Source organism: Aeromicrobium phragmitis, assembly GCF_003674095.1.
GTDB classification, from domain to species: domain Bacteria; phylum Actinomycetota; class Actinomycetes; order Propionibacteriales; family Nocardioidaceae; genus Aeromicrobium; species Aeromicrobium phragmitis.
The window spans coordinates 158,519-181,278 of the sequence record NZ_RDBF01000006.1; the positions used below are offsets into that span (position 1 = coordinate 158,519).

At 69.4% G+C, this 22,760-nt stretch carries 21 protein-coding genes; 15 read left to right on the forward strand and 6 right to left on the reverse strand.

What is annotated here, in order from left to right:
* The first annotated feature begins 104 nt into the window (after positions 1-104).
* Positions 105-4,349 (forward strand): lamin tail domain-containing protein, encoded by a 4,245-nt coding sequence (locus D9V41_RS18340; protein ID WP_208006817.1) that lies wholly within the window; start codon positions 105-107, stop codon positions 4,347-4,349.
* A 64-nt stretch (positions 4,350-4,413) separates the two neighbouring features.
* A complete protein-coding gene (locus D9V41_RS10085) occupies positions 4,414-4,710 on the forward strand; it encodes a hypothetical protein (RefSeq protein ID WP_121794432.1) in 297 nt (98 codons plus the stop codon).
* A 6-nt stretch (positions 4,711-4,716) separates the two neighbouring features.
* On the opposite strand, the gene D9V41_RS10090 is transcribed toward D9V41_RS10085, so the two are convergent.
* Positions 4,717-5,475 (reverse strand): IclR family transcriptional regulator, encoded by a 759-nt coding sequence (locus D9V41_RS10090; RefSeq protein ID WP_121794433.1) that lies wholly within the window; start codon positions 5,473-5,475, stop codon positions 4,717-4,719.
* Between the two features lie 102 nt (positions 5,476-5,577).
* Here D9V41_RS10090 and D9V41_RS10095 point away from each other — a divergent pair, with 102 nt between their 5' ends.
* Genes D9V41_RS10095 through D9V41_RS10110 form a run of 4 tightly spaced genes read left to right on the forward strand, consistent with a single transcriptional unit; the run spans position 5,578 to position 9,500 of the window.
* Positions 5,578-6,654, forward strand: a complete 1,077-nt coding sequence (locus tag D9V41_RS10095; protein WP_121794434.1) for a Gfo/Idh/MocA family protein — start codon at positions 5,578-5,580, stop codon at positions 6,652-6,654.
* On the forward strand, positions 6,638-7,189 hold the full coding sequence (locus D9V41_RS10100; RefSeq protein WP_121794435.1) for a TRAP transporter small permease: 552 nt from the start codon (positions 6,638-6,640) through the stop codon (positions 7,187-7,189). The genes D9V41_RS10095 and D9V41_RS10100 overlap by 17 nt, the downstream gene beginning before the upstream one ends.
* Complete coding sequence (locus D9V41_RS10105; RefSeq protein WP_121794436.1) at positions 7,186-8,460, forward strand: TRAP transporter large permease; 1,275 nt, start codon at positions 7,186-7,188, stop codon at positions 8,458-8,460. The genes D9V41_RS10100 and D9V41_RS10105 overlap by 4 nt, the downstream gene beginning before the upstream one ends.
* Positions 8,461-8,486: 26 nt before the next feature.
* The gene (locus D9V41_RS10110; protein ID WP_121794437.1) at positions 8,487-9,500 is read left to right on the forward strand and encodes a DctP family TRAP transporter solute-binding subunit; all 1,014 of its coding nucleotides are present in this window, start codon (positions 8,487-8,489) and stop codon (positions 9,498-9,500) included.
* Between the two features lie 52 nt (positions 9,501-9,552).
* On the opposite strand, the gene D9V41_RS10115 is transcribed toward D9V41_RS10110, so the two are convergent.
* On the reverse strand, positions 9,553-11,631 hold the full coding sequence (locus tag D9V41_RS10115; protein ID WP_121794438.1) for a S9 family peptidase: 2,079 nt from the start codon (positions 11,629-11,631) through the stop codon (positions 9,553-9,555).
* 71 nt (positions 11,632-11,702) lie between these two features.
* On the opposite strand from D9V41_RS10115, the gene mshB reads away from it, so the two are divergent.
* Genes mshB through D9V41_RS10135 form a run of 4 tightly spaced genes read left to right on the forward strand, consistent with a single transcriptional unit; the run spans position 11,703 to position 15,246 of the window.
* Positions 11,703-12,608: an N-acetyl-1-D-myo-inositol-2-amino-2-deoxy-alpha-D-glucopyranoside deacetylase gene (gene mshB / locus D9V41_RS10120; RefSeq protein ID WP_121794439.1), complete on the forward strand. Its 906-nt coding sequence runs from the start codon at positions 11,703-11,705 to the stop codon at positions 12,606-12,608.
* Complete coding sequence (locus tag D9V41_RS10125; protein ID WP_121794440.1) at positions 12,605-12,949, forward strand: hypothetical protein; 345 nt, start codon at positions 12,605-12,607, stop codon at positions 12,947-12,949. The genes mshB and D9V41_RS10125 overlap by 4 nt, the downstream gene beginning before the upstream one ends.
* Before the next feature lie 9 nt (positions 12,950-12,958).
* Positions 12,959-13,492, forward strand: coding sequence for a flavin reductase family protein (locus tag D9V41_RS10130; RefSeq protein ID WP_121794441.1), 534 nt, complete (start codon positions 12,959-12,961; stop codon positions 13,490-13,492).
* Positions 13,489-15,246 carry a VanW family protein gene (locus tag D9V41_RS10135; protein WP_121794442.1) on the forward strand — a complete coding sequence of 586 codons (1,758 nt, stop codon included), beginning with the start codon at positions 13,489-13,491 and terminating at the stop codon, positions 15,244-15,246. The genes D9V41_RS10130 and D9V41_RS10135 overlap by 4 nt, the downstream gene beginning before the upstream one ends.
* A gap of 253 nt (positions 15,247-15,499) precedes the next feature.
* On the opposite strand, the gene D9V41_RS10140 is transcribed toward D9V41_RS10135, so the two are convergent.
* On the reverse strand, positions 15,500-16,471 hold the full coding sequence (locus D9V41_RS10140) for a GNAT family N-acetyltransferase (protein WP_121794443.1): 972 nt from the start codon (positions 16,469-16,471) through the stop codon (positions 15,500-15,502).
* 102 nt (positions 16,472-16,573) lie between these two features.
* On the opposite strand from D9V41_RS10140, the gene fdxA reads away from it, so the two are divergent.
* The 5 genes from fdxA (at position 16,574) to D9V41_RS10165 (ending at position 20,407) form a co-directional block, all read left to right on the forward strand.
* Entirely contained in the window at positions 16,574-16,897 is a 324-nt protein-coding gene (gene fdxA, locus D9V41_RS10145) for a ferredoxin (RefSeq protein ID WP_121794474.1), read from the forward strand.
* Positions 16,898-16,904: 7 nt separating this feature from the next.
* Positions 16,905-18,002 (forward strand): succinyldiaminopimelate transaminase, encoded by a 1,098-nt coding sequence (gene dapC / locus D9V41_RS10150; RefSeq protein ID WP_121794444.1) that lies wholly within the window; start codon positions 16,905-16,907, stop codon positions 18,000-18,002.
* Between the two features lie 110 nt (positions 18,003-18,112).
* A complete protein-coding gene (locus D9V41_RS10155) occupies positions 18,113-18,586 on the forward strand; it encodes a pyridoxamine 5'-phosphate oxidase family protein (RefSeq protein ID WP_121794445.1) in 474 nt (157 codons plus the stop codon).
* A 94-nt stretch (positions 18,587-18,680) separates the two neighbouring features.
* Positions 18,681-19,595, forward strand: coding sequence for an ABC transporter ATP-binding protein (locus D9V41_RS10160; protein WP_121794446.1), 915 nt, complete (start codon positions 18,681-18,683; stop codon positions 19,593-19,595).
* The gene (locus tag D9V41_RS10165; RefSeq protein WP_121794447.1) at positions 19,592-20,407 is read left to right on the forward strand and encodes an ABC transporter permease; all 816 of its coding nucleotides are present in this window, start codon (positions 19,592-19,594) and stop codon (positions 20,405-20,407) included. The genes D9V41_RS10160 and D9V41_RS10165 overlap by 4 nt, the downstream gene beginning before the upstream one ends.
* A gap of 20 nt (positions 20,408-20,427) precedes the next feature.
* Here the strand turns inward: D9V41_RS10165 and D9V41_RS10170 are convergent, their stop codons facing one another.
* The 3 genes from D9V41_RS10170 to D9V41_RS10180 are packed head-to-tail and all read right to left on the reverse strand — an operon-like array spanning position 20,428 to position 22,716.
* Complete coding sequence (locus D9V41_RS10170) at positions 20,428-21,255, reverse strand: hypothetical protein (protein ID WP_121794448.1); 828 nt, start codon at positions 21,253-21,255, stop codon at positions 20,428-20,430.
* 3 nt (positions 21,256-21,258) lie between these two features.
* On the reverse strand, positions 21,259-22,203 hold the full coding sequence (gene dapD, locus D9V41_RS10175; protein ID WP_121794449.1) for a 2,3,4,5-tetrahydropyridine-2,6-dicarboxylate N-succinyltransferase: 945 nt from the start codon (positions 22,201-22,203) through the stop codon (positions 21,259-21,261).
* A 51-nt stretch (positions 22,204-22,254) separates the two neighbouring features.
* Positions 22,255-22,716, reverse strand: coding sequence for a tRNA (cytidine(34)-2'-O)-methyltransferase (locus D9V41_RS10180; RefSeq protein ID WP_121794450.1), 462 nt, complete (start codon positions 22,714-22,716; stop codon positions 22,255-22,257).
* Positions 22,717-22,760: the final 44 nt, after the last annotated feature.

Genomic DNA, 22,760 nt, shown 5'->3' on the forward strand with positions numbered 1-22,760 from the left:
GTTCACCTGGCCGCTGCCGAGAAGCAGGCGATTGGTCATCAGGGATCGAGACGCTCCGAGGCGTCCTTTGTCGTACTACTTCATCGAAACGGAGTCCTCGACTCGTGTCATCCTCACGTCGCCGGGCGGTTCTCGCCCTCGCGTCAGCCTCGCTCCTCACCGGTCTTCTGCCGGTGACGGGAGCCGCGGCCGCCGCGGCCCCCGACCCCTTCGAACCGCCGGCGCCTCCGGCCGTCGAACTGCCCCCGCCCGCACCAACCGGCCCGCTCAGCGGCGTCCTCGTCAGCGAGGTCGCGTCCGGCGGTCCCGCCGGCAGCTCGGAGAACTTCATCGAGATCACGAACTACGGCGACGACCCGGCCGATATCTCCGGCTGGAAGATCTACCGTTGTGGTCAGACCGGCGACGGCTACGGGCCGCAGGCGATCGTGCCTGAGGGCACGACGCTTGCTCCGGGGGCGCAGTTCACGGCCGTCCGCCAAGGGGGAGGCCTCGATGACGGCACCGCCGACGCCACGTACACCACGAGCCTGCACTCCTTCGGCTTCGGCGCCTTCCTGCAGAACGCCGAGGGCCAGCTGATCGACCGCGTCGGGTTCTATCACGAGTCGGTCGACAGCGACTGCAGGAATCCGGTCACCCTTCAGAACCAGGCGAGCTGGGCGCACGGCCAGTCACACCAGCGCGTTTCCCTGACCGGCGATGTCAGGGCGGACTGGATCGTGGCCGAGCGCACCCCAGGCGCCGCGAATGCGAGCGAACCGCAGGACATCACGGCGGCGGGCGACATCGTCATCAGCGAGTTCGCTCCAGGTGGGCCTGCCGGGTACAACGACGACTTCATCGAGCTCGCGAACGCCGGGGACGCCCCGGTCGACATCAGCGGCTGGAAGGTCTGGCGCTGCGGCGACAACGCGCAGACGTACGTGCAGTCCAACGGCCTGCCCGCCGGCACCGTGCTCGCGCCCGGACAGACCTTCACCCTGGCCAGCAACGCCTCGCCGACGGCCGCCGACCTGCGCTATCGCACGAGTGTGCACTGGATCAACTCCGGCGCGATGGTGCTCACGCCCGACAACGCGATCGTCGACCGGATGAGCATGTACTCCAATCGCGTCAGCCCCTGCACCGACGGCAACGCGAAGGTCATGGACCTCTCGGTGGTCGACGGAGAGAGCTACCAGCGCGTCTCGCGGACGGGTGACAACGCGGCCGACTTCCAGGCCGCGAAGCGCACCCCGGGCGAGTGGCTGCCGGCTGATCAGCTCGAACCGGTCGAAATTACCGACTCGGCGTTCGCTGGCAGTGTGCAGGTCACCGAGATCATGGGAGGCGGACCGGCGGGCGGCAACGACGAGTTCGTCGAGATCACCAATCTCGGCGATGCCCCTGTCGACCTGACCGGCTGGTCGCTCTACCGCTGTGAAGGGACCGGCCGGCGAACGGCAGAACCCCAGGTGGCGGACCTCGGCGGAGTCCTCGCCCCGGGAGCGACCTACGTCGCGGCGCACGCTAGCGCATCGATGGCGGTGCTGAACGTCGCGCAGGCGACCTACCCGGTCGGCTTGAACCAGACCGACGGCTACGGCGCCGTGGTCTTCGACGCCGACGGCGCCCGCGTGGACGGCGTCTCCGTGTACGACACGATTCCGCTCGATCACTGCGGCCGCGGTCTGACGCTGCAGAACAACACCAAGAGCGATCTCGGCGTCAGCTATCAGCGTGCCCGTTCCACGGGCAGCAGCTACGACGACTTCGTCAAGGCCGACCGGTCGCCCGGGCAGTACGTCGCCCACACCTGGCGGGACGAGGCGACGCCGCGGGACGGCCAACTCGACCCCGCGACGGTCGAGCGTTCCTACCGCCCCGGCACGCCGATCGTGGAGCGTGACGGCGAGGAGGCCGAGGAAGACGGCAGCTTCGTCACGCAGGTGCGCACCGAGCACGCCGGCGACGCGGAGCTCGACGTGAGCTTCCGGTCCGCGACGCCGATCAGCATCGACCGCGAGGCGACGCGGATCTGGTCCGGTACGACCGCGACGGTGCCGCCGGCGAGCCTCGCCATCGAAGGCGAGCGACTTCTCGGCGGTGACGAGAGCCTGGTCAGCGAGGGTGGTACGGGTGCGTACCCGTTCCAGCGCTACGAGATCACGATGGCGGAGGTGCCCGAGGAAGGCGTCGAGGTCGTGTGGACGGGCGCCACCCAGCCTCGCAACGAGATCCAGCTCTACGGCTGGGACGCCGAGCAGGGCAGCTGGCTGGCCATCGCGGCGGGGCAACCGTCGGCGGACGGCGAGCTCACCCTCGCCGGCCGGGTCACGTCGTCGATGCTCACCGAGGGCGTCGTCAACGTCCTCGTGCTCGACGGACCGCGTACCACCGGTGGTCTGTTCGACGAGGTCGGCATGACCGACGGCGCGTTCGCGAACCCGGGCGAGTACGACTTCGCGATCAACCACATGACTGACACGCAGTTCTACTCCGAGGGCTTCGTGAGCGTCTTCACCGACATGGTGGCGTGGGTGGTGGCCAACGCGCAGGGCCGCAACATCGCCTACAACTCGCTGACCGGCGACATCATCGAGAACTGGATCGGCGGCAACTCCGATCCGCTGCGGGCACGCCGGGAGTTCTCCGATGCGAAGAAGATCGTGAATCTGCTCAATGAAGCGGGCGTCCCGAACGGGGTCTTGCCGGGCAATCACGACAACTTCTGGGGCCGCAACAACGACATGTACAACGAGTACTTCGGTCCGGAGATGTTCGAGGGCCAGCCGTGGTGGGGCAACTCCTGGCAGCCGGGTGACAACAGCGCCCACTACGACTACTTCGTCCACGACGGCGCCAAGTTCCTCGTCGTGAACCTTCCCTACCGTCCGTCGGAGGCGCAGATGGCGTGGGCGTCGTCCGTCGCGGAGGCGAACCCGTCGTTCAACGTCGTGCTCGCCGCCCACTCGTACCTGTACACGGACGGCACGGTCGAGGACGTCGACCGGCGCTACACCGCGCTCGGACGACAGATCTGGGAGCGCGTGGTGGCGCCGAACGACAACGTGTTCCTCGTGCTCGGTGGCCACTACCACGGGGTGGCCACCAACTACGCCGACCCGGTGACCGGCGAGCGGGTCGACGCGACACAGCTGAACGACAGCACCGTCGTGATCGACAACGTGGGTGCTTCGGGTCGTCGCGTCGTCGAGATGCTCGCCGACTACCAGGGTTATCGCTCGACCCAACCCGATCCTCGCGGTGATTTCCACGACCGCGACACCGGGTTCCAGCGACTGTTGCAGCTCGACCTCGACGCGGGACTCATGGCGGTCAATGCCTACTCGCCCACGCTCGACTCCTTCGAGGCGTGGAAGTATGACGAGCCCGGTTTCCGCGGCCCGGACGCTCGGTACGGCCCCGAGGACGACGAGTTCGTCGTCCAGCTCTCACTCCAGCGCCCGACATCGTTCGCGACGCATGCCTGGACGGTGCAGGGCACGGCCAGCGAGGCTGCGGCGGTGCGTGTGACGTCCGGTGAGGTCGCCGAGCATCGCTGGGCGCCGGAGGACGAGGGTCTCAACTGGTACGCGGTGATCTCCTCGGCGGCCCCGGCCGCCGAGGAGTTGGCCGAGGACGTTCGGGATCGTGCGGCCGAGGGCGCCTTGCTCGAGGAACTCGTCCAGCAGCAGTCGATCGAACGCGCCGAGGCGGAGCCGTACCCGAGCGGAACGGTTGAGCGTCCGGCGCCCGAGCCCTCGGCTGCGGAGGAACCATCGAGCACCGAGCCGACGGCCGGGCCGGATCAACCCACCGCGGGGCCGGCGGAAGATGAGGCGGCCGCAGAACCGACGGTCGAGCCGGCTGAGCCGACTGCGGAGCCGGTGGAAAGCGAGCCCACCGCGGAACCGACGCCGCAGCCCACGACGGAACCGCAGATGCGAGCGATGGTCGAGCCGCTGGCGGTCACCGGTGCCACGGTGGCGACCTTCCCCCGGATGATCGGCACCGAGAGCCTGCCGGGCGAGCCGACAGATCCAGGAGACCCCGGGAACCCCGAGCCCCCCGTGGACCCTGGCCCCGGCAGACCGGGCGGACCGGGCGGACCGGGCGGACCGGGCGGGCCTGGCGGACCGGGCGGGCCTGGCGGACCGGGCGGGCCCGGTGGACCAGTCGGACCGGACGGGCCGAACCCGACGCCGGGGGATCCCGAACGGCCCTCGCGGGATGCGGCGGATCGAGCGACGGCCATGGGCGGGAACTTGCCCGATGCCGGCTCCGACGCCGGGCCGCTACTGCTCCTCGCCGGAGCCGCGGCGACGGTGGCCGGATGGGTGATCTGGCGGCGCCGCCGGGCCTGAGAAGTCCCGATACGAGGGCGGGTGGTCAAGACCACCCGCCCTCGCGGCATTAGGATGCCCGATCATGAGCGTCGAGATCTGGTTCGACGAACGTGACGACGCCGAGGCGTTCCTCGAGGAGCTGCAGCGCGAGGCCGACGTTCGGCGGGTCGGGTTCGCGGGGGAGGAAGACGACGAGGACCACGCCTGGGTCGTCCTGCTCCCGGCCGCCGATCAGGCCGTCGTGTACCTGGCGGACAGCCATGGCGGTTGGGTGCCCGAGCCCGTCGCACCCCCGGCTGCGACGGCGCCGATGGACCTGCCACGGGCGCCGCGACGGCTCAAGGACGCTCGCGGACACTCCCCGAGCGGACGGCGTTGACCCGACTCAGCGAGGCGGAAGTTGCAACGCGAGCTGGCGGGCGGCGTCGCGCAGCGCCGGAAGGAACTCCTCGAGCTCCTGTGCGCTGCGTCTGAACACCGGGGCCGCAACCGCCAGCGCCGCGAGCAGGCGTCCTCCGGGAGCGACGACGGGCACGGCGAGGGCTGCCATCCCGACGTCGTTCTCCTCGTCCTGCGTCGCCCATCCGCGTTCCCTCACCCGCTCGATCTCCGCCACGAACGTTGCGCGGTCGGTGATCGAGCGAGGCGTCTGCGCTGGCAGCGCCAGGGTGGTCACCAGGTGCTCGCGATGTGCCGGGGCGCTGAACGCGACGAGTGTCTTGCCCAGGGCGGTGGTGTGGAGAGGGCCGTGATCGCCGGGGTCGGTGGTGATGCGGAACTGCGGTCCGTCGACCTTGTGAACGGTCAGGTGGCGCTCACCGTCGAGCACCGACAACAGCGAGCTTTCGCCGGTCGCGGCCGTGAGGGTCTCCAGCACGGGGAGCGCGAGCCCGTTCAGCCCCCGCGCGTTGGCAACCTGGTGACTCAGCTGGAACACCCGCAGGCCGAGCCGGTAGTGCTTCGTCTCCGGCTCGAAGCTCGCATAACCGGTGCTCACCAACGTGTTGAGCAGCCGGTACACGGTGCTGAACGGATAGTCGACCCGCTGCGCGAGCTGAGAGGCGCTGGCGCCGTGCGGAAACGACCCGAGGCACGTGAGCAGCTCGAGTGCTTTGCCGACCGTGCCGGCCGAATCCGGAGCCATGAGGACCTTTCTACACGTCGCAGTTGACATCGGCGTGTGACCGTCACCATACTCCATTGTCACTATTAGAAACCAGTTTCCATTATTTGAAAGCGAGATGTGATGCGCATAGCCGTCGTAGGGGCGGGGCTCATCGGCCGGCAGCACGCCCGGCTGATCGCCGACCACCCCCGACTCGAGCTCGCGTACGTGGTGGATCCCTTCGTGCGCGCCGAGGACCTCGACGTCCCGATCGGCGCCGTCGTGGACCGACTCGAGCCGGTGCTCAACGACGTCGAGGGCGTGCTCGTGGCCACTCCGAACGCCTTGCATCGCGAGTACGCGCTGCTCGCGCTGGAGGCCGGTGTCCCGGCGCTCGTCGAGAAGCCGCTCGCGGAGAGCATCGAGTCCGCCCGCGAGATCGTCGACGCCGTCGATCGGACAGGCACCCCCGTTCTCGTGGGCCATCACCGACGCCACTCGCCGCTGCTCGCCAAGGCCGTCGAGACCATCGCGGCCGGCGAGCTCGGCGAGATCGTCGCCGTCAACGGCCTCGCGCTCTTCCACAAGCCCGACGACTACTTCGACGTCGGACCCTGGCGGACGACCCGTCCCGGCGGCGGCCCGATCCTCATCAACCTCATCCACGACGTCGACAACCTGCGAGCTCTCTGCGGTGACATCACGCGGGTACGTTCCGTGACCAGCTCGGCGCGCCGCGGCTTCGAGGTCGAGGACACCGCCGCGGTGATCCTGGAGTTCGCCAACGGCGCGCTCGGCACCTTCCTGCTCTCGGACGTCGCGGCGTCCGCCCGGTCCTGGGAGCAGACGTCCGGGGAGAACCCCCGGTACCACTCCGCGCCGGACGAGGACTGCTACCACATCGCCGGTACCCGCGGATCGATCTCCGTTCCCACCCTGCGCTTGCGCTACTACCCCGAGAAGCGCTCCTGGTGGGAGCCCTTCGCCGTGACGGAGCTGGCGCAGGAACGCCATGACCCGCTGCGCCGCCAGCTCGATCATTTCGCCGAGGTCATCGCGGGCACGGCTCAGCCGAAGGTCACGGCCGCCGACGGACTGGAGTCCGTGCGCGTCGTCGCGGCCGTCGAGGAGAGCGCCCTGACCGGGATGCCGGTGGATCTGGGAGCGCCCGCCGGTCTCTCCGCCGCAGGGAGGAGCCCCGATGTCGCAGCCCAGTGAACCCGCCGTGGCGCAGCAGGGGCCGCCGCCCGAACGCGGTCCGCTGCGCTACATCGCTCTGGCGGAGGAGGTCATCGGCGGACTCCTCATCCTCGTGATCTTCGTCTTCGTGCTGTTGCAGGCCGTGCAGCGCTACCTGCCGGGCCCCACGTGGGTGGGCGCCGGTGAGCTGGCGCGCTTCGCCATGGCCGTGGTGACCTTCGCGCTCGTCGGCCTCCTCTACGGCCGCAGCAGCCACATCGTGGTGCGGGTCATCGAACGCTACGTCCGCGGGCGAGCCGCACGCGTGCTGGCCGTCGTCACGCACGTGGTGGTCGCGTTCACCGCGATCCTGCTGCTCAACGAGGCATGGTTGCTGTTCCAGTCCTCGGGCAACCAGAGCACGCCGGCCCTGGGACTTCCCATGACGTGGATCTACCTGCTTCCGCTCATCGGTGTCGCCCTGCTGCTCGTCCGCGCGGTCCTGGCGGTGGTGTGGCCCGGTTCGACCGCGCCCGATCCCCAGCACGACAACGAGACGGAGGTGCAGGCATGAGCCTGTGGCTGCTCGCAGCGCTCATCGTGGCGCTCATCGCGATCCGCGTTCCCGTCGGACTCGCCTTCCTCGGCCCGAGCCTGCTGTACATGTTCCTCGAGGGGCACTCGGTGGGTCTGGGGTTCCGCCAGGCCTTCAACGGCGTGGCGTCCTTCCCGCTCCTGGCCGTCCCGTTGTTCTTCCTGCTCGGATCGATCGCGAACCGAAGCGGCGTCGCGGACCGGATCTTCGAGTTCGCCTTGGCGCTGCTCAGCCGGGTGCGCGGCAATCTCGGCTACGTCAACGTGGGCACCAGCGTCGGCTTCTCCTGGATGAGCGGATCGGCTCTCGCCGACGCTGCCGCGATGGGCAAGATCCAGGTCAACGCCATGGAGAAGGCCGGCTACCCGTTCCGCTTCGCCTCCGGTCTGACCGCGAGCTCCTCGCTCATCGCGGCCGTCATGCCGCCGTCGATCCCTGCGGTCATCTACGCCTCGGTCGCGGCGCTGTCCACCGGCGCGCTGTTCGCCGGCTCGGTGATCCCGGCGCTGATGATGGCCGGCAGCCTCGTGCTCACGGTGTTCTTCCTGACACGCAAGAACGAGGACCTGGAGACGACGCCGTTCAGCTGGCCGCGGGTGCGTCGCGCGGCGGTGCGGATGGTCGGTCCGGCGGTCGCCCCGGTCATCATCCTCGGGGGCATCCTGTCCGGACTGTTCACGCCCACCGAGGCCGCCGCCGTGGGCGCTGCCTACATGGCGATCCTCGGCTTCTGCTACCGCGCCTTGACCTGGCGATCCCTGGTCGATGCGGTGCGGGAGACGGCCCACACGACCGCCTCGATCTCGCTGATCCTCGCCTCGGCGGTGCTGCTCGGCTGGATCCTCGCGCGCGAGCGCGTGCCCCAGGCGGTCGCCGAAGCCGTCACCTCGATCACCGACAATCAGCTGATCTTCCTGCTGATGATCAACGTGCTGCTGATCGTGCTCGGCATGGTCATCGACGCCACCGCCGTGATCATGATCGTCGTTCCGGTGATCATGCCGATCGCGCTCGAGTTCGGGGTCGACCCGGTGCATCTCGGCGTCATCATGATCGTCAACCTCATGATCGGTCTGCTCACGCCACCGGTCGGCAGCGTGCTCTACGTCATGAGCTCGGTGACCCGGCGCGGCGTGGACGAGGTCTTCCGCGGCGTGGTGCCCTTCCTGCTCCCGCTGCTCGGCGTCCAGCTGCTCATCACCGCGTTCCCCCAGATCGTCACCACGCTTCCCCGCTTGCTCGGGCTCTGAGCCCGCGTCACCCCCGAAGGAGAAACATGAAAATCCGCAACCTGTGCGCTCTCGCCACCACACTTCCGCTGACCATGGCGCTGGCCGCCTGCGCCGGCCCCCAAGGTGAGTCCGGCGGCGACGGCGAGGCCACGCTGAGCTTCGCCAACAGCTACCCCGACAACCATCCGCACAACACGTGCGGCGCGGAGGTCGTGCGCGACGCCGTTGCCGACGAGGGCATCGAGATCGAGATCTTCCCCTCGAGCCAGCTCGGCGGCGACGTCGACCGGTTCACCTCGGTCATGTCCGGCGACATCGACATCGATCTGCAGGGAGCCTCCGGGCTCGCGGGGACCTTCGAACCCATCGGCGTCATGGACATGGCCTACGCGTTCGAGGACGCCGATCACCTCTTCGCGTGGTTCGACGAGTCCGAGGAGGCCCAGGCGCTGCGTGAGGAGTTCGAGCAGGAGACCGGCGCCAAGATCCTGGACGTCTGGTACTACGGCGATCGCACGTTCTCGGCCAACAAGCCCATCCGTACCCCCGAGGATCTGGCCGGCCAGCGACTGCGCTTCCCCGACTCGACCGTGCACCTGCAGAACGCCAAGGCGCTCGGCGCCGAAGCGGTCGCCGTCGCCTTCGAGGAGATCTACCTCGCGCTGCAGCAGGGCACGGTGGACGGCCAGGAGAATCCCATCGCGGTGGTCTCGGCCAACAGCTACGACGAGGTGCAGGACTACGTGAGCCTCAACCGCCACTCGGTCGGCTCGCAGCTCGTCGTGGTCAACAGCGACACGTGGGAGGGCCTTTCGGAGGATCAGCAGGACGCGCTGGAGACCTCGGTTCGCGAGACCCGCGAGGAGGACCGCGCCTGCATCGAGGACGAGACGGAGGCGATCGTCGAGGAGTGGGCCTCCAACGGCGGGCCGGAGGTCATCGAGGACGTCGACGTCGAGGCGTTCCGCGGCCGCGCTCGTGACTACCTGCTGAGCAACCTCGAGGGTCGCCAGCTCGAGCTGTACCAGGACATCGTGGAGTTCCAGCCCGGTTCCTGACCTCGCTATGACGAGGGGCGCCGGACCGACGGTTCCGGCGCCCCTCGTCATGTCAGCGGTGCAGGTGCTCGCTGAGGAACTGCACCTGAAGCAGCTTGAGGTTCTCGGCCACGGTCTCCTGCGGGGTCATGTGGGTGACCCCCGACAACGGCAGGACGGTGTGCGGCTTGCCTGCCGCCAGCAGTGCCTGGGACAGGCGCAGCGTGTGGGCGGCGACGACGTTGTCGTCCGCCAGGCCGTGGATCAGCATCAGCGGGCGCTCGAGCTTCTCGGCCAGCGGGAGCAGGGAGTTGCGGTCGTAGACCTCCGGCTGCTGTGCGGGGTGTCCGAGGTAGCGCTCGGTGTAGCACGTGTCGTAGAGGCGCCACTCCGTGACGGGAGCGCCCGCCACGGCGGCGTGGAAGACGTCGGGCCGGGCGAGGACCGCCAGCGCCGCGAGATAGCCCCCGTACGACCAGCCCATGATCCCGACGCGCGAGGCGTCGACCCGCTCGCCGTAACGCTCGGCGATCGCGGCGACGGCGTCCACCTGGTCCTGCAACGTGACCTCGGCGAAGGAGTCGAGGATGGCGCGGTCCCAATCGTGTCCGCGTCCTCCCGTGCCGCGGCCGTCGGCCACGACGACGCAGAAGCCCTGGTCGGCCAGCCACTGCGGCTCGAGGAACATGCGCGCCGACGCCATGACCCGCTGCGCGTGCGGGCCGCCGTACGGGTCCATGAGGATCGGCAGCGGACTGCCGTCGTGATCGCGGGGGAACAGCACCGCCGCGCGCAGTCCGCGCTCGCCCAGGCTCACGAGCTCGACCTGCGGAGCGAACGGGGGCGTCTGCATCACCACGCCGATCGCTCCGGGCTCGGCCCTGTCCTCGTGGTGCACGAGCACGTCCGGTGTCGTGCTGAGGAGGGAGGAGCGCGTGATGACGGTAGTGGGCCCGCCCACCACGGCGCCGTGGACGCCGGCGCCCTCGGTCAGGGTGGTCTCCGTGCCGTCATAGCCGAAGCGCACCACGTGGACCTCGGTCGGCTCGACCGACGCGGTGGCGATCACGGCGTCCTCGAACACGCCGACGATCCCGCGGACCTGCCAGCGCGGATCACTGATGGGGGAGCCGTCGACGATGACGCGGCGACGATCCTCCAAGTCGTCGCACCAGACGAGCCGGCCGCCGGGCCCGAACTGCGGCGTCACGGTGAGATCGATCCAGGCGTCGTCGGCGAGTTCGACGAGCGGCGACGTCGAGCCTGAAGCGACGTCGACCGAGAGCAGCAGCGAGCGGCGCTGATCCCGCGTCATCACCTGGAGCACGGGAGCGCCGTACTCCGTCCACGAGACGCGCGCGAGGTACTCGTACGTGTCCCGGTCCCACACGATCTCGGTGCGGCTGCCGTCCAGCCCGACGTGCCACAGCGTCACCTCGGCGTTGGGGGTGCCGGCGGCGGGATAGCGCTGCTCGGAGGAGGGGCGATCGGGGTTGGCCGGGTCGGCGATGTGCCAGACGGGAACCTCCGGATCGTCGTAGCGCTCGACCAGCAGCGAGGTGCCGTCGGGCGACCACCAGAACCCTCGGAAGCGGTCCATCTCCTCGGCCGCGATGAACTCGGCCTGGCCCCACACCTGGGTCGGCGATTCCGGCTCGACGAGGGCGCGGTCGTCGGCGCCGTCCACGGCGATGACACGCAACGCGCCTCCGGACGCATAGGCGATGCGACGCCCGGTGGGGTCGAGGCGCGGATCGATGACCGGTCCGACGGCGGGAAGTTCGCGGGTCGACCGCGCACCCAGGTGGGTGGCCCACAGGCGGCCGGAGAGTCCGAAGCACAACCACCGGCCGGTCGCGTCGACGTCGTAGCCCACGACACCGCCCGCGGCCTCACGCGTGCGCTCGCGCCGCGCGCGTTCTTCGGGCGACAACTCCTCGTCGTCGGATCCGAGAAACGCCACCGGGTCGACGAGGAGGCTCTCGGCGGCGCTCTCCACGTCGTACTCCCACAGCTGACCGGTGCGGGTCACGCCATCGGGCGTCCGCACGAACCGCACCGTGCGTCCGTCGGGGGACACGGTGATGTTCCGCGGAATCCCGAGGGTGAACCGGACGGTGCGGGCGGCCAGGCGCGGGTACGAGACGGTCATGCGTCCATCTTCGCGCACAGCGACGCGGCGACCGGGACCGGTTCGTCGGCGTCGGCGACTAGCCTGACGGTATGTCGCTGCCGGATCGTCGCATGCTGCTCGTCCACGCCCACCCCGATGACGAGTCGATCAACAACGGGGCCACGATGGCCAAGTACGTCGCCGAAGGTGCCCACGTCACCCTCGTCACCTGCACGCTCGGGGAGGAGGGCGAGATCCTCGTTCCCGAGATCGCTCACTACGCCGCCGATCAGGAGGATCGGCTCGGTGAGTACCGCCTCGGCGAGCTGGTCGAGGCGATGAAGGCGCTGGGGGTCACCGACCACCGCTTCCTCGGCGGAGCGGGCCGCTTTCGCGACTCCGGCATGGTGTGGGGCGAGGACGGCAACGCCGCGGCCGGCGAACGGATCCGGCCGGACTCCTTCTGGGCGGCGGACCTCACCGCGGCCGCGGACCTGCTCGTCGAGGTCATCCGCGAGGTCAGGCCCCAGGTCCTGGTCACGTACGACCAGTTCGGCAACTACGGCCATCCCGACCATATTCAGGCGCATCGCGTCGCCATGTACGCCGCGCAGCTCGCCGCCGTGCGGTCCTACCGTCCCGAGCTCGGCGACGTCTGGCACATCGCCAAGATCTACTGGACCGCGATGTCCGCGAGCCACCTGCGCGAGGGGCTGCGCCGGCTCAAGGCCAGCGGCGACACCAGCTTCGACGATTGGGACCCCGACCAGATGCCCCCGTTCGCCGTCGAGGACGAGTACCTGGATGCACGCATCGACGCCAACGCGTGGGTCGGCGCCAAGCTCGACGCCATGCGAGCACACGCCTCGCAGATCGCGGTCGACGGACCCTTCTTCGCGCTCTCCAACAACATCGGCAACGAGGTCTGGGGGACCGAGTACTACCGGCTGGCCGCGGGTGAGCGCGGTCCCGTCGGTCCGGGCGGTTTCGAGGACGACCTGTTCGCGGGCGTGTGATCGGGCGTCTCGCCTGCGTCGCGATCGGCGGCTACGCCGCCCTTCTGGGGGTGCTCGTGCACCGGCAGCGCCTCGAGCTCGCCGGGCTCGGGCTGCCGTGGGGACTTCTCGTCGTGCTGATGCTGGCCTGGCTGATCGCCGCGTCCGCGGCGTACCTGGCCGACCTCGGTCCGGTATGGGCCGGGGGAGCCTGGGCCTTCGTCGTGCTGCTCGTGCAACTGGGCCGCGACGTGCTCGTGTCGTCGGACGCGGCGGGCTGGACGTTCACGCTGGCACCCCTCCTCATCTTCGTGGTGATCACCTGGCGGTCCCCTCACCGGAGATCAGGCTCCACCTCCTAGGCTGAGAGGGTGTCCGAGCCCGTCGATCAGGTCGCCTTTCGCGGCGCGTTGTCCCGATTCGCCAGCGGCGTGACGGTGGTATCCACCGTCCACGAGGGCATCGACCACGCCATGACCGCGAGCGCGTTCACCTCCGTTTCGCTCGACCCGCCCCTGGTGCTGGTGTGCTCGCACAAGACGAGTCGCTTCCACGACGCGGTGCTGGACGCAGGGGTGTGGGGCGTGTCGATCTTGGCCGAAGAGGGTCGTGACGACTCGGCCTGGTTCGCCCATCGTGGGCGGCCGCTCGAGCAGCAGTTCGCCGAGATCAAACACCACCGCGGCAGCACGGGCGTCGCGCTGCTCGATGCTTCGCTCGCCTGGCTCGAATGTGAGACCGTCGCCGCCCATGAGGGGGGCGACCACACCATTCTCGTCGGACGCGTCGTCGACGCAGGGGTACGGGAGGGACCGGACGATCCTCTGCTGTATTACCGTTCCCACTACGGGACGATCGTGCGATCCCCGGAGTCGGAGAAGACGGTCTACGGAGGATCTCAGTGACGAAGAAGACCTCGACCACCGCCAAGGCGAAAGGCACCAAGCGCCGGCGGTGGCCCTGGTGGACGCTCGGGGGCGTCGTGGCGGTGCTCGGTGCCGCGTACGTCGCGGGCTATCTCCTCACCGGTGAACGGCTACCGGCCAATACGACCGTCGCGCAGGTCGATGTCGGGGGCATGGAGCCCGCCGCCGCGGTGAGCACTCTCGAGCAGAGCGTCGCGGAGCGGGTGGACGCGCCGATCGTCGTCCAGCACGGCGAGCAGACGTTCGAGCTGGCGCCGGCCGACATCGGCCTCGAGCTCGACGTCGAAGAGAGCATCGACGCGGCCGGTGGGGAACGCACCTGGGACCCGCGGGACATGTGGGCGCTCGTCTTCGGCGACCGCGACTACGCCCCCGTTCTCGACGTGGACGACGAGAAGCTCGAGGGTGCGGTCGGCACGATCGCCGAGACCGTGGACGTTCCCGTCGTGGAAGCGTTCATCTCCTTCCCCGAGGGGCGGCCCGAGCCGCGGGAGCCCGTGGCCGGCGAGCTCGTCGAGCGAGACGAGCTCGGCGAGGCCATCACGGACGCCTACCTCATGACCGAGGACCCCGTCGACGTCCCGACCAGCACCGTCGAGCCGCAGGTCGATTCGGCAGGGCTCGCTGAGGCGATGCGCACGATCGCCGAGCCGGCGGTGAGTGGTCCGGTGATCCTCAACGTGGGCGAGCAGTCGGTCGAACTGCCCACCACCGCCTACACGCCCGCGCTCACCGTCGAGGTCGTGGACGGCAGCATGCAAGCGAAGATCGATCCGCAGACGCTGGAGCAGCCGCTGACCGACTCCACGACCGGCATCGGGGAGAAGGCGGTCGACGCGAGCATCGAGATCCAGAACAACCAGCCCGTCGTCGTGCCGAGCAAACCCGGTCTCGGACTCGACCCGAAGACGATGTCCGAGCAGTTGCTCCCGGTCATCACGAAGTCGGGGGCCGAACGCTCGATCACGGTCGAAGCCACTCCGGTCGAGCCCGAGTTCACGACCGAGGACGCCGAGGCGCTCAACATCCGCGAGAAGATCTCGACCTTCACCACCAACTATCCGCACGCCGATTACCGCAACATCAATCAGGCGCGCGCGGCCGAACTCATCAACGGCACGATCCTCGAGCCGGGTGAGACGTTCAGCTTCAACGAGACGGTCGGCGAGCGGACGGTCGCCAACGGCTTCGCGATGGGCACGGTCATCAACGGCGGGGTGTTCCGCGAGGAGATGGGCGGGGGAGTCTCCCAGGTCGTCACGACGACATACAACGCCGCGTTCTTCGCCGGACTCGAAGACGTCGAGCATCACCCGCATGCGTTCTACATCAACCGCTACCCGGTGGGCCGGGAGGCGACGGTGTACTACGGGCACCTCGACTTGCGGTTCAAGAACTCGCTCAAGAACGGGGTGCTCATCCGCGCCTACGTCAACCGCAGCACCCCGGGGACGCAGGGCGCGATGACGGTCGAGATGTGGGGCACCAAGGAGTACGACATCGAGGCCGGTGAGTCTCCGCGCCGCAACTTCCGTCAGCCGGGCGTGCGGTACGACGACACGAACCGATGCGTGCCGCAGTCGCCGATCCAGGGCTTCGACATCGACATCTACCGGACCTTCTATCAGAACGGGCAGAAGGTGAAGTCCGAGACGAACACCGCTCGCTACCAGGCGGCCGACCACGTCATCTGCGGTCCCCAGCCCACCCCCGACCCCCCGCCCGAAGACTGAACCACCGAACCCGACCACAGGTGGTCGAGTAGGCGGAGCTTGCGGAGCCGTATCGAGACCACGTGAGGTGAGCGGGTCTCGATACGCGGCTCGCAGAGCTCGCCGCTACGCGACCACCTAATTCGGCCATAGGTGGTCGAGTAGGAGGTCGCTCAGCGACCGACGTATCGAGACCAGCCGCCGCTACTCGATCACCTAATTCGGCCGTAGGTAGGAGGTCGCTCAGCGACCGACGTATCGAGACCAGCCGCCGTTACTCGACCGCCGAGGGCAGGGCGATGCGCGGGGGCTGGAGGTAGAGATATTCATGGTGGGTGGCGAAGCCGAAGGGTGCGTACAACTGCCGGGCGGGGAGGTTGTCTCGCATGACCTGCAGATAGGCCTTGTCGGCACCCTGCCCGACGGCCCAGGCGAGGCACGAGGTCACCAGGCGCCGGGCGAGCCCGCGGCGCCGCTCGGCCGGATCGACCTCGACCGCGGCCAGGCCGGCCCACTCGCCCGTCACCACGACACGACCGATCGCCGAGCCCTCCAGGGTCGCGAATCCCACGCGCTCCGGACCTTCGAGCACGGCGCGGGCGATCGCTGGATCCTCGACCCGCCCGTACCGCGCAAGCCACTCCTCGCTGGCGCGTGACGTGATCGTGACCGCGGGATCGGGCTCGTGCGCTCCGATGTCGGCGACCTGGACGATGGCGCCGGGCCGGCTGGTTCGGAGCGGTTCCCAACCCGCGTCGAGGAACCGGCCGTGCCAGGGTGAGCCCACCACCACTTGTGCGGCGGGCGCGATCGCGTGTCGTTCGGCGAAGGCGACGATCGCCTTCAGCGCCTCGGCGAATGGCAGGCCCGGATCGCCGTGGACGGCCGCGGAGTTGGCTCGACCCGTGAAGCCGCCGGCTGCGCGCAACTCCCACTCGCCGAGCGGTTCGGAGTGTACGGCCGGCCAACCGCGTGACGTGATCCTCAGCAGGTCGTCGGCGCCGACCCCGTGTGCCGGGCGGCTGCGCCGCGGCCGACCCGGTATCCGCTTCGCCGCGACGATGGCGGCGCGCTCCACGTGGGTGATGGACCCGTCGCGGCGCTCGATGGCGAGGTGCTCCTCGTCGACGCGCACGAGCCGCCCGACGGTATCGGTGAACTGTGGTCCGCCGGTCGGGCCGAGCCGCCCGGTGAGGGCGCGGACGGTCACGCGCTGGCCGACGTCGTCGGTGCCGAGGGGGTTCACCCGTCCAGCGTCTCAGGGTGCGTTCATAAGGTGGACCTCAGGTGCGACCGGTACGCGAGTCCCGCGATACTGGATAACGACCGTTTCGAAGGAGTGCTTCCCGTGACTTACGTGATTGCCCAGCCGTGTGTCGACATCAAGGACCGTGCCTGCGTGGACGAGTGTCCGGTCGACTGCATCTACGAGGGCAACCGCATGCTCTACATCCACCCCGACGAGTGCGTCGACTGCGGTGCATGCGAGCCGGTCTGCCCGGTGGAGGCGATCTTCTACGAAGACGACACTCCCGAGGAGTGGAAGGACTACTACGACGCGAACGTCCACTTCTTCGACAAGCTGGGCTCGCCCGGCGGCGCCGCGAAGATGGGCGTCATCGACGCCGATCACCCGCTGATCGAGGCACTCCCGCCGCAGAACCAGGAGTGAGCGCGGCGTGACCGGCCCGGTCTCGGCCCGCCTTCCCGTCTTCCCCTGGGACACCCTCGCGGAGGCCAAGGCGCGTGCGGCAGCGCACCGTGACGGCATCGTCGACCTCTCCGTCGGCACTCCCGTCGACGACTCTCCACAGGTCGCCCAGGATGCGCTCGCGCGTGCAGCGAACGCGCCGGGGTACCCCACGGTGTTCGGCCCGGTCTCGCTGCGTCAGTCCGTTGTGGACTGGCTCGATCGGCGCTTCGGCATCACCGGGGTGAGCCCCGACCAGGTGCTCCCGACGGTCGGCTCCAAGGAGTTCATCGGCAACCTTCCGGCCCAGCTCGGTCTGGGTCCGGGGGACGTCGTCGCGTTCCCGACGCTCGCCTATCCCACCTACGAGGTCGGCGCCCGCTACGCCCGCTGCGAACCCGTGGCGGCGGACAGCACGGTCGCGTTCGGACCGGCGGCTCCGCGGCTGCTCTATCTGAACTCGCCCGCCAACCCGCACGGCCAAGTACTCGGCGCCGACCATCTGCGCAAGACGGTGCAGTGGTGTCGCGAGCGCGGCACACTGCTGGTGAGCGACGAGTGCTATCTGGAGTTCGTCTGGGAGGGCGAAGCCACGTCGGTGCTCCACCCGGACATCAACGGCGGTTCGCTCGAGGGGATCTTGGCGGTCCACTCGTTGTCCAAGCGCTCGAATCTGGCCGGATACCGTGACGCGTTCGTCGTGGGAGACCAGTCGGTGATCGGTGAGCTGCTGGCGCTGCGCAAGCACCTCGGATTCATGCTGCCCGCGCCGGTGGCGGCGGCGATGGAAGCGGCGCTCGGCGACGACACGCACGTCGACGCCCAGCGCGAGCGTTATGCCCGGCGGCGAGCCGTGCTGCGCACCGCCCTGGAGAAGGCCGGTTTCGAGATCACGCATTCGCAGGGCTCGCTCTACCTGTGGGCGACGCGCGACGAGCACTGCCGCGAGACGGTCGCGTGGCTCGCCGAGCGCGGCATCCTCGTCGCTCCGGGGGAGTTCTACGGTCCGGCGGGCGCCCGCCACGTGCGGGTCGGCTTCACCGCGACCGACGAGCGTATCGAGGCCGCTGCCTCGCGCCTCGTCTGACGGCGCTCCCACCCCTGCTTCACGCGTAGCGCGCTCTCTCGTGTGCGCTGCGGTCGCGCCGCACCTGTGCCTACGGTGGGCGAAAGGGAGACGAAGCCGAGGAGGCTGGCATGACCGAGGATCGCGACCATCTGCTCGAACTCATGGACGACATGCCGATCGCCATGATGACGACCATCGGGCCGGCGGGGGAGCTGCGAGCCGTCCCCATGGCGCGTCAGCAGGTACAGCCGAGCGCGCAGATGTGGTTCATCACCGCGCGCGAAACCCGCCACGTGGGGGACATCAACCTCAATCCACGCGTGCAATTGACGTTCAGTTCCCGCGATGCGTGGGTGGCTGCATCGGGCACCGCCACCGTGGTGAACGACCCGGACAAGCTGCGCGAACTGTGGACGACGTTCGCCGAGGCGTGGCTGCCCGGCGGTCCCGACGATCCGAACGCGGTGCTGCTGCGCGTCGACCTGCAGGACGGCGAGTACTGGGACACGCCGGGTGGCAAGGTGGCCTCCGCGCTCAGCTTCCTCAAGACGCGGGTCACCGGCGACACGTACGACGCGCGCCACGGGTCCGAAACGCTCTGAGCGCGGCGAGGACCGGGCGAGGAGCCCTCGTGATCGGCGAGCAAAGCGGACGATAGGGTCGAACCGCCAGCCTGTCCACGAGGGAAGGACGACGATGACGGCGCCCGCTGCGGTGACGATCGATCGACTCAGCAAGCATTTCGGACCAGTCAAGGCGGTCGACGATCTGTCGTTCACCGTCCGCCCGGGAGCCGTGACCGGTTTCCTCGGCCCCAACGGGGCCGGCAAGACCACCACGCTGCGGATGTTGCTCGGTCTCGTCCGCCCCACCTCCGGCCGCGCGCTCATCGGCGACTCGCCGTACCTGGAGCTGCGTCAGCCGGCGCAGACCGTCGGCGCGTCGCTCGAGGCGTCCGCCTTCCACCCGGGCCGTTCGGGGCTCGATCACCTGCGCATGTTCGCCCCGCAGGTCGGGGTTCGGGAGTCGCGCTGCCACGAGCTGCTCGAACTGGTCGGCCTCGACCAGGCCAAGAAGCGCCGGGTGGGCGGCTACTCCATGGGCATGCGTCAGCGCCTGGCCCTGGCCTACGCCATGCTCGGCGATCCGGCCGTCGTGATCCTCGACGAGCCGGCCAACGGGCTCGATCCGCAAGGCATCGTATGGCTCCGTCAGCTCCTGCGAGCGTTCGCCGACGAGGGCAAGACGGTGCTGGTTTCCAGCCACGTGCTGAGCGAGGTCCAGAGCACGGTCGACGACGTCGTCATCATCGCCAAGGGCCGGCTCGTCCACGAATCCTCACTCAGCGACCTGCGCACCCTTGCTGCGCCGAGCGTCGAGGTGCTGAGCCCGACACCGCAGCGCGTGCTCGAGCTCGCCGGTACCCAGCAGTGGCGTGCTGAGCCGCGGCACGACGGTGTCGTCGTACTGCACGACGTCGAGGCCCCGCAGGTCGGCGCCGCCGCCTTCGCGGCCAACATCGAACTGCACCGCCTCTCGGACGTGGGCGTCGGTTTGGAGGACGTGTTCTTGAGACTCACCGGAGAACCGACGCAGGAGGTGGCCCAGTGAGCGCGGCGATTCGTGGTGAGTTCCGCAAGTTCCTGTCCACCCGCATGTGGTGGATCCTCGGCTTGGCGATGTTCGCCTACCTGGTGTTCCTCGGTGCGGTGATGGCGTTCTCGTTCGCCTTCGGCAGCACCATGTCGGCTGGGGAAGCGGCGTCGGCCGGCGTCCCGCAGATGTCGGGCGAGACCGCCGCGACGATGACGTACTCGTTGACGAGCCCGCTCGGTTACGTGTTCCCACTCATCATCGGCAGCCTGCTGTTCACGAACGAGTTCCGGCACCAGACGATCACGCCGACCCTGCTCGTCGAGCCGCGTCGCACGATCCTGGTGCTGGCCAAGCTTGTCGTCGCCGCGATCTTCGGCGTCATCATCGGGGTGCTCGCGACGGCCGGAACCGTCGTCGGCGCGTCCCCGGTGCTCGCGTTGATGGGTGACGGCTCCTACCTGGGCAGCGGTGACGTGTGGGCGCTCATCGGCTGGTCGGTCGTCGTGATGGCGCTGTGGACCGTGCTCGGCGTCGCGATCGGCGGTCTCCTGACCAATCAGGTCGCGGCGATCATCGTGATCATCGGGTTCACCCAGTTCGTCGAGCCGATCGCGCGCGTCGCGCTGGGGGCCGTCGACGCGCTGCAGGGCGTCTCGGCCTACCTCCCCGGTGCCGCCGCAGACGCCGTCCTCGGTACCAGCTTCTTCGGCTCGATGGGCGAGACCGACCTGCTCAGCCGTTGGGCCGGGGGTCTCGTGATGCTGGCCTACATCGCGGTGTTCGCGCTCGGCGCCCGCTTCGTCACCCTGCGCCGCGACATCGGCTGAGCGACGCCCTCGTCGCCCGGTCAGCCGACCCGGGCGACGACGGCGTCGGCGGGGGCGTCAGCATCCTCGCGCCACCCGCCCTCGTAATCGTCCGCGGCCCACGACCTGCCGTCGAAGGCAATGCGCTCGATCCGGAGTTCAGCGGCGTTGCCCACGAGGAAGTGAGCGAGCGCCCACCCGCGTACTGCGGGCTCCGCGGCGTCGCTGACCGGCAGCCTCACGCTATTGCCGTCGTTCGCCGGCTCGTTCGGCAGCGGGCCGTAGGCGTTCTCGAGCGCCGACACGATCTGCGGCACCGAACCACCGGCGACAGGATTGATGTGGCACGCGAAGCTGGCGGGGGAGTGCCCGCGCTGAGCGGACGCGAGGGCTCGCGCGAACGGCTCGTGGTCGGCGTAGGCCTCCGGGTAGGCGGACCGCTGCACGGCCTGGGCCGCCTCGGTGATCGGGAGGTTCGTGTAGTTCGGCACCTCCACGAGACCGTCGTAGAACCGATTGATCGCGTACGTCGGGTCCATGACCTGCTCAGGGGCGCCCCACCCCTGTGACGGACGCTGCTGGAACAGCCCGAGCGAGTCGCGGTCGCCGTAGTCGATGTTGTGAATCCGCGATTCCTGATAGGCCGTGGCGATCGCGATCGTCGTGGCGCGCGGGGGCAGGCCACGACGATCGGCGATCGCCGACATCAGGGTGGTCCACTTCGCCTGCTCCAGGTCGGTCCTGGCGCGCAGGTCGCCGACCTCGGCGACGCAGTACTGGGTTCGCCGCGGGTCGGAGTCGGTCACCACGACCGCGACCACGGCGCCGGCCACCAGTAGTCCGCCCGCGAGAACCCACCGGAAGCGCATGGGTCAGTTGGCGTGCAGTGCGGCGTTGAGTTCCACGCTGCTGCGCCCCTCGCGCGGCCGGGCTTCCAAAGCGCCCGTCTGGCTGTTGGTGAGGAACAGGATGCCGCTCGCCCCGGACAGCTCGGCCGCCTTGACGACCTTGCCGTCGGGAAGGGTGACCCGGCTGCCGGCCGTCACGTACGTGCCTGCGGCCACGACGCAATCGTCGCCGAGCGAGATGCCGATGCCCGCGTTGGCACCGATGAGGCAGCCTTCGCCGACGGAGATGACTTCCTTGCCGCCACCGGACAGCGTGCCCATGATGGACGCGCCGCCGCCGACGTCGGACCCGTTGCCGACGGTGACGCCGGCCGAGATCCGGCCTTCCACCATGGCGGTGCCGAGGGTGCCGGCGTTGAAGTTCACGAAGCCCTCGTGCATGACGGTGGTGCCCGCGGCGAGGTGGGCGCCGAGACGGACCCGGTCGGCATCGCCGATCCGTACGCCGGACGGCACGACGTAGTCGGTCATCCGGGGGAACTTGTCGACGCTCGTGACGGACACGTGGTGCCCGGCGGCGCGAGCACGGGCGCGGGTGCTCTCGAAGCCCTCGACCGCACAGGGTCCGAGGTTCGTCCACACCACGTTGGCGAGGAGGCCGAAGACGCCGTCGAGGTTCTGCCCGTGCGGCGGCACGAGGCGATGCGACAGCAGGTGCAGTCGCAGGTAGACGTCGTAGGCGTCCGTCGGGGGCGCCTGGAGGTCGTCGATCGCGGTGAACACGACGGCACGGGTCACCTGACGAATGGGGTCGTCGCCGGCCGCGGCGGTGAGCTCGTCCGGCTCGCTGAGGCTCTCGGGGGCGGCGCCGAGCTGCGGCTCGGGGTACCAGACGTCGAGGACGGTGCCGTCGGGGGTGACGGTGGCCAGGCCGTAACCGAATGCTCCGGGATGGTCGGGGGTCGTCATGGTCTCCAACCTATCGGGCGAGGCGCAGCCGGTGGACGTCGTCCCCGGCGCTCAGACGCCGCCGGCGAAGTCGTGCTGCCGCCACGCCTCGTACACCGCGATCGAGGCGCAGTTGGCGAGGTTCATCGAGCGTCGTGCGGGCTGCATGGGGAGGCGCAGACGGTCCGTGACCGCCTCGTCGTCGAGCACCTCGGGCGGCAGGCCGGTGGGCTCGGGCCCGAACAGCAGCACGTCGCCGGACTCGTAGGCCACGTCGGTGTAGCGGCGGGTGGCCTGCGTGGTGAACGCGAAGACGCGGGCGGGGAGCAAGCGTGCCCAGGCGTCGGCGAGGGTCTGGTGCACCGTGACCACGGCCAGGTCGTGATAGTCCAGGCCGGCGCGGCGCAGCTTGCTGTCCTCGAAGTCGAAGAGCGGGTCGACCAGGTGAAGCTCGGAGCCGGTCGCGGCCGCCAGCCGGATCGCGTTGCCGGTGTTGCCCGCGATGCGCGGCTCGAAGAACAGGATCCGGAACACCCGGGCAGCTTACTGCCGGTACACCACGGCGATGAGGTCGACGA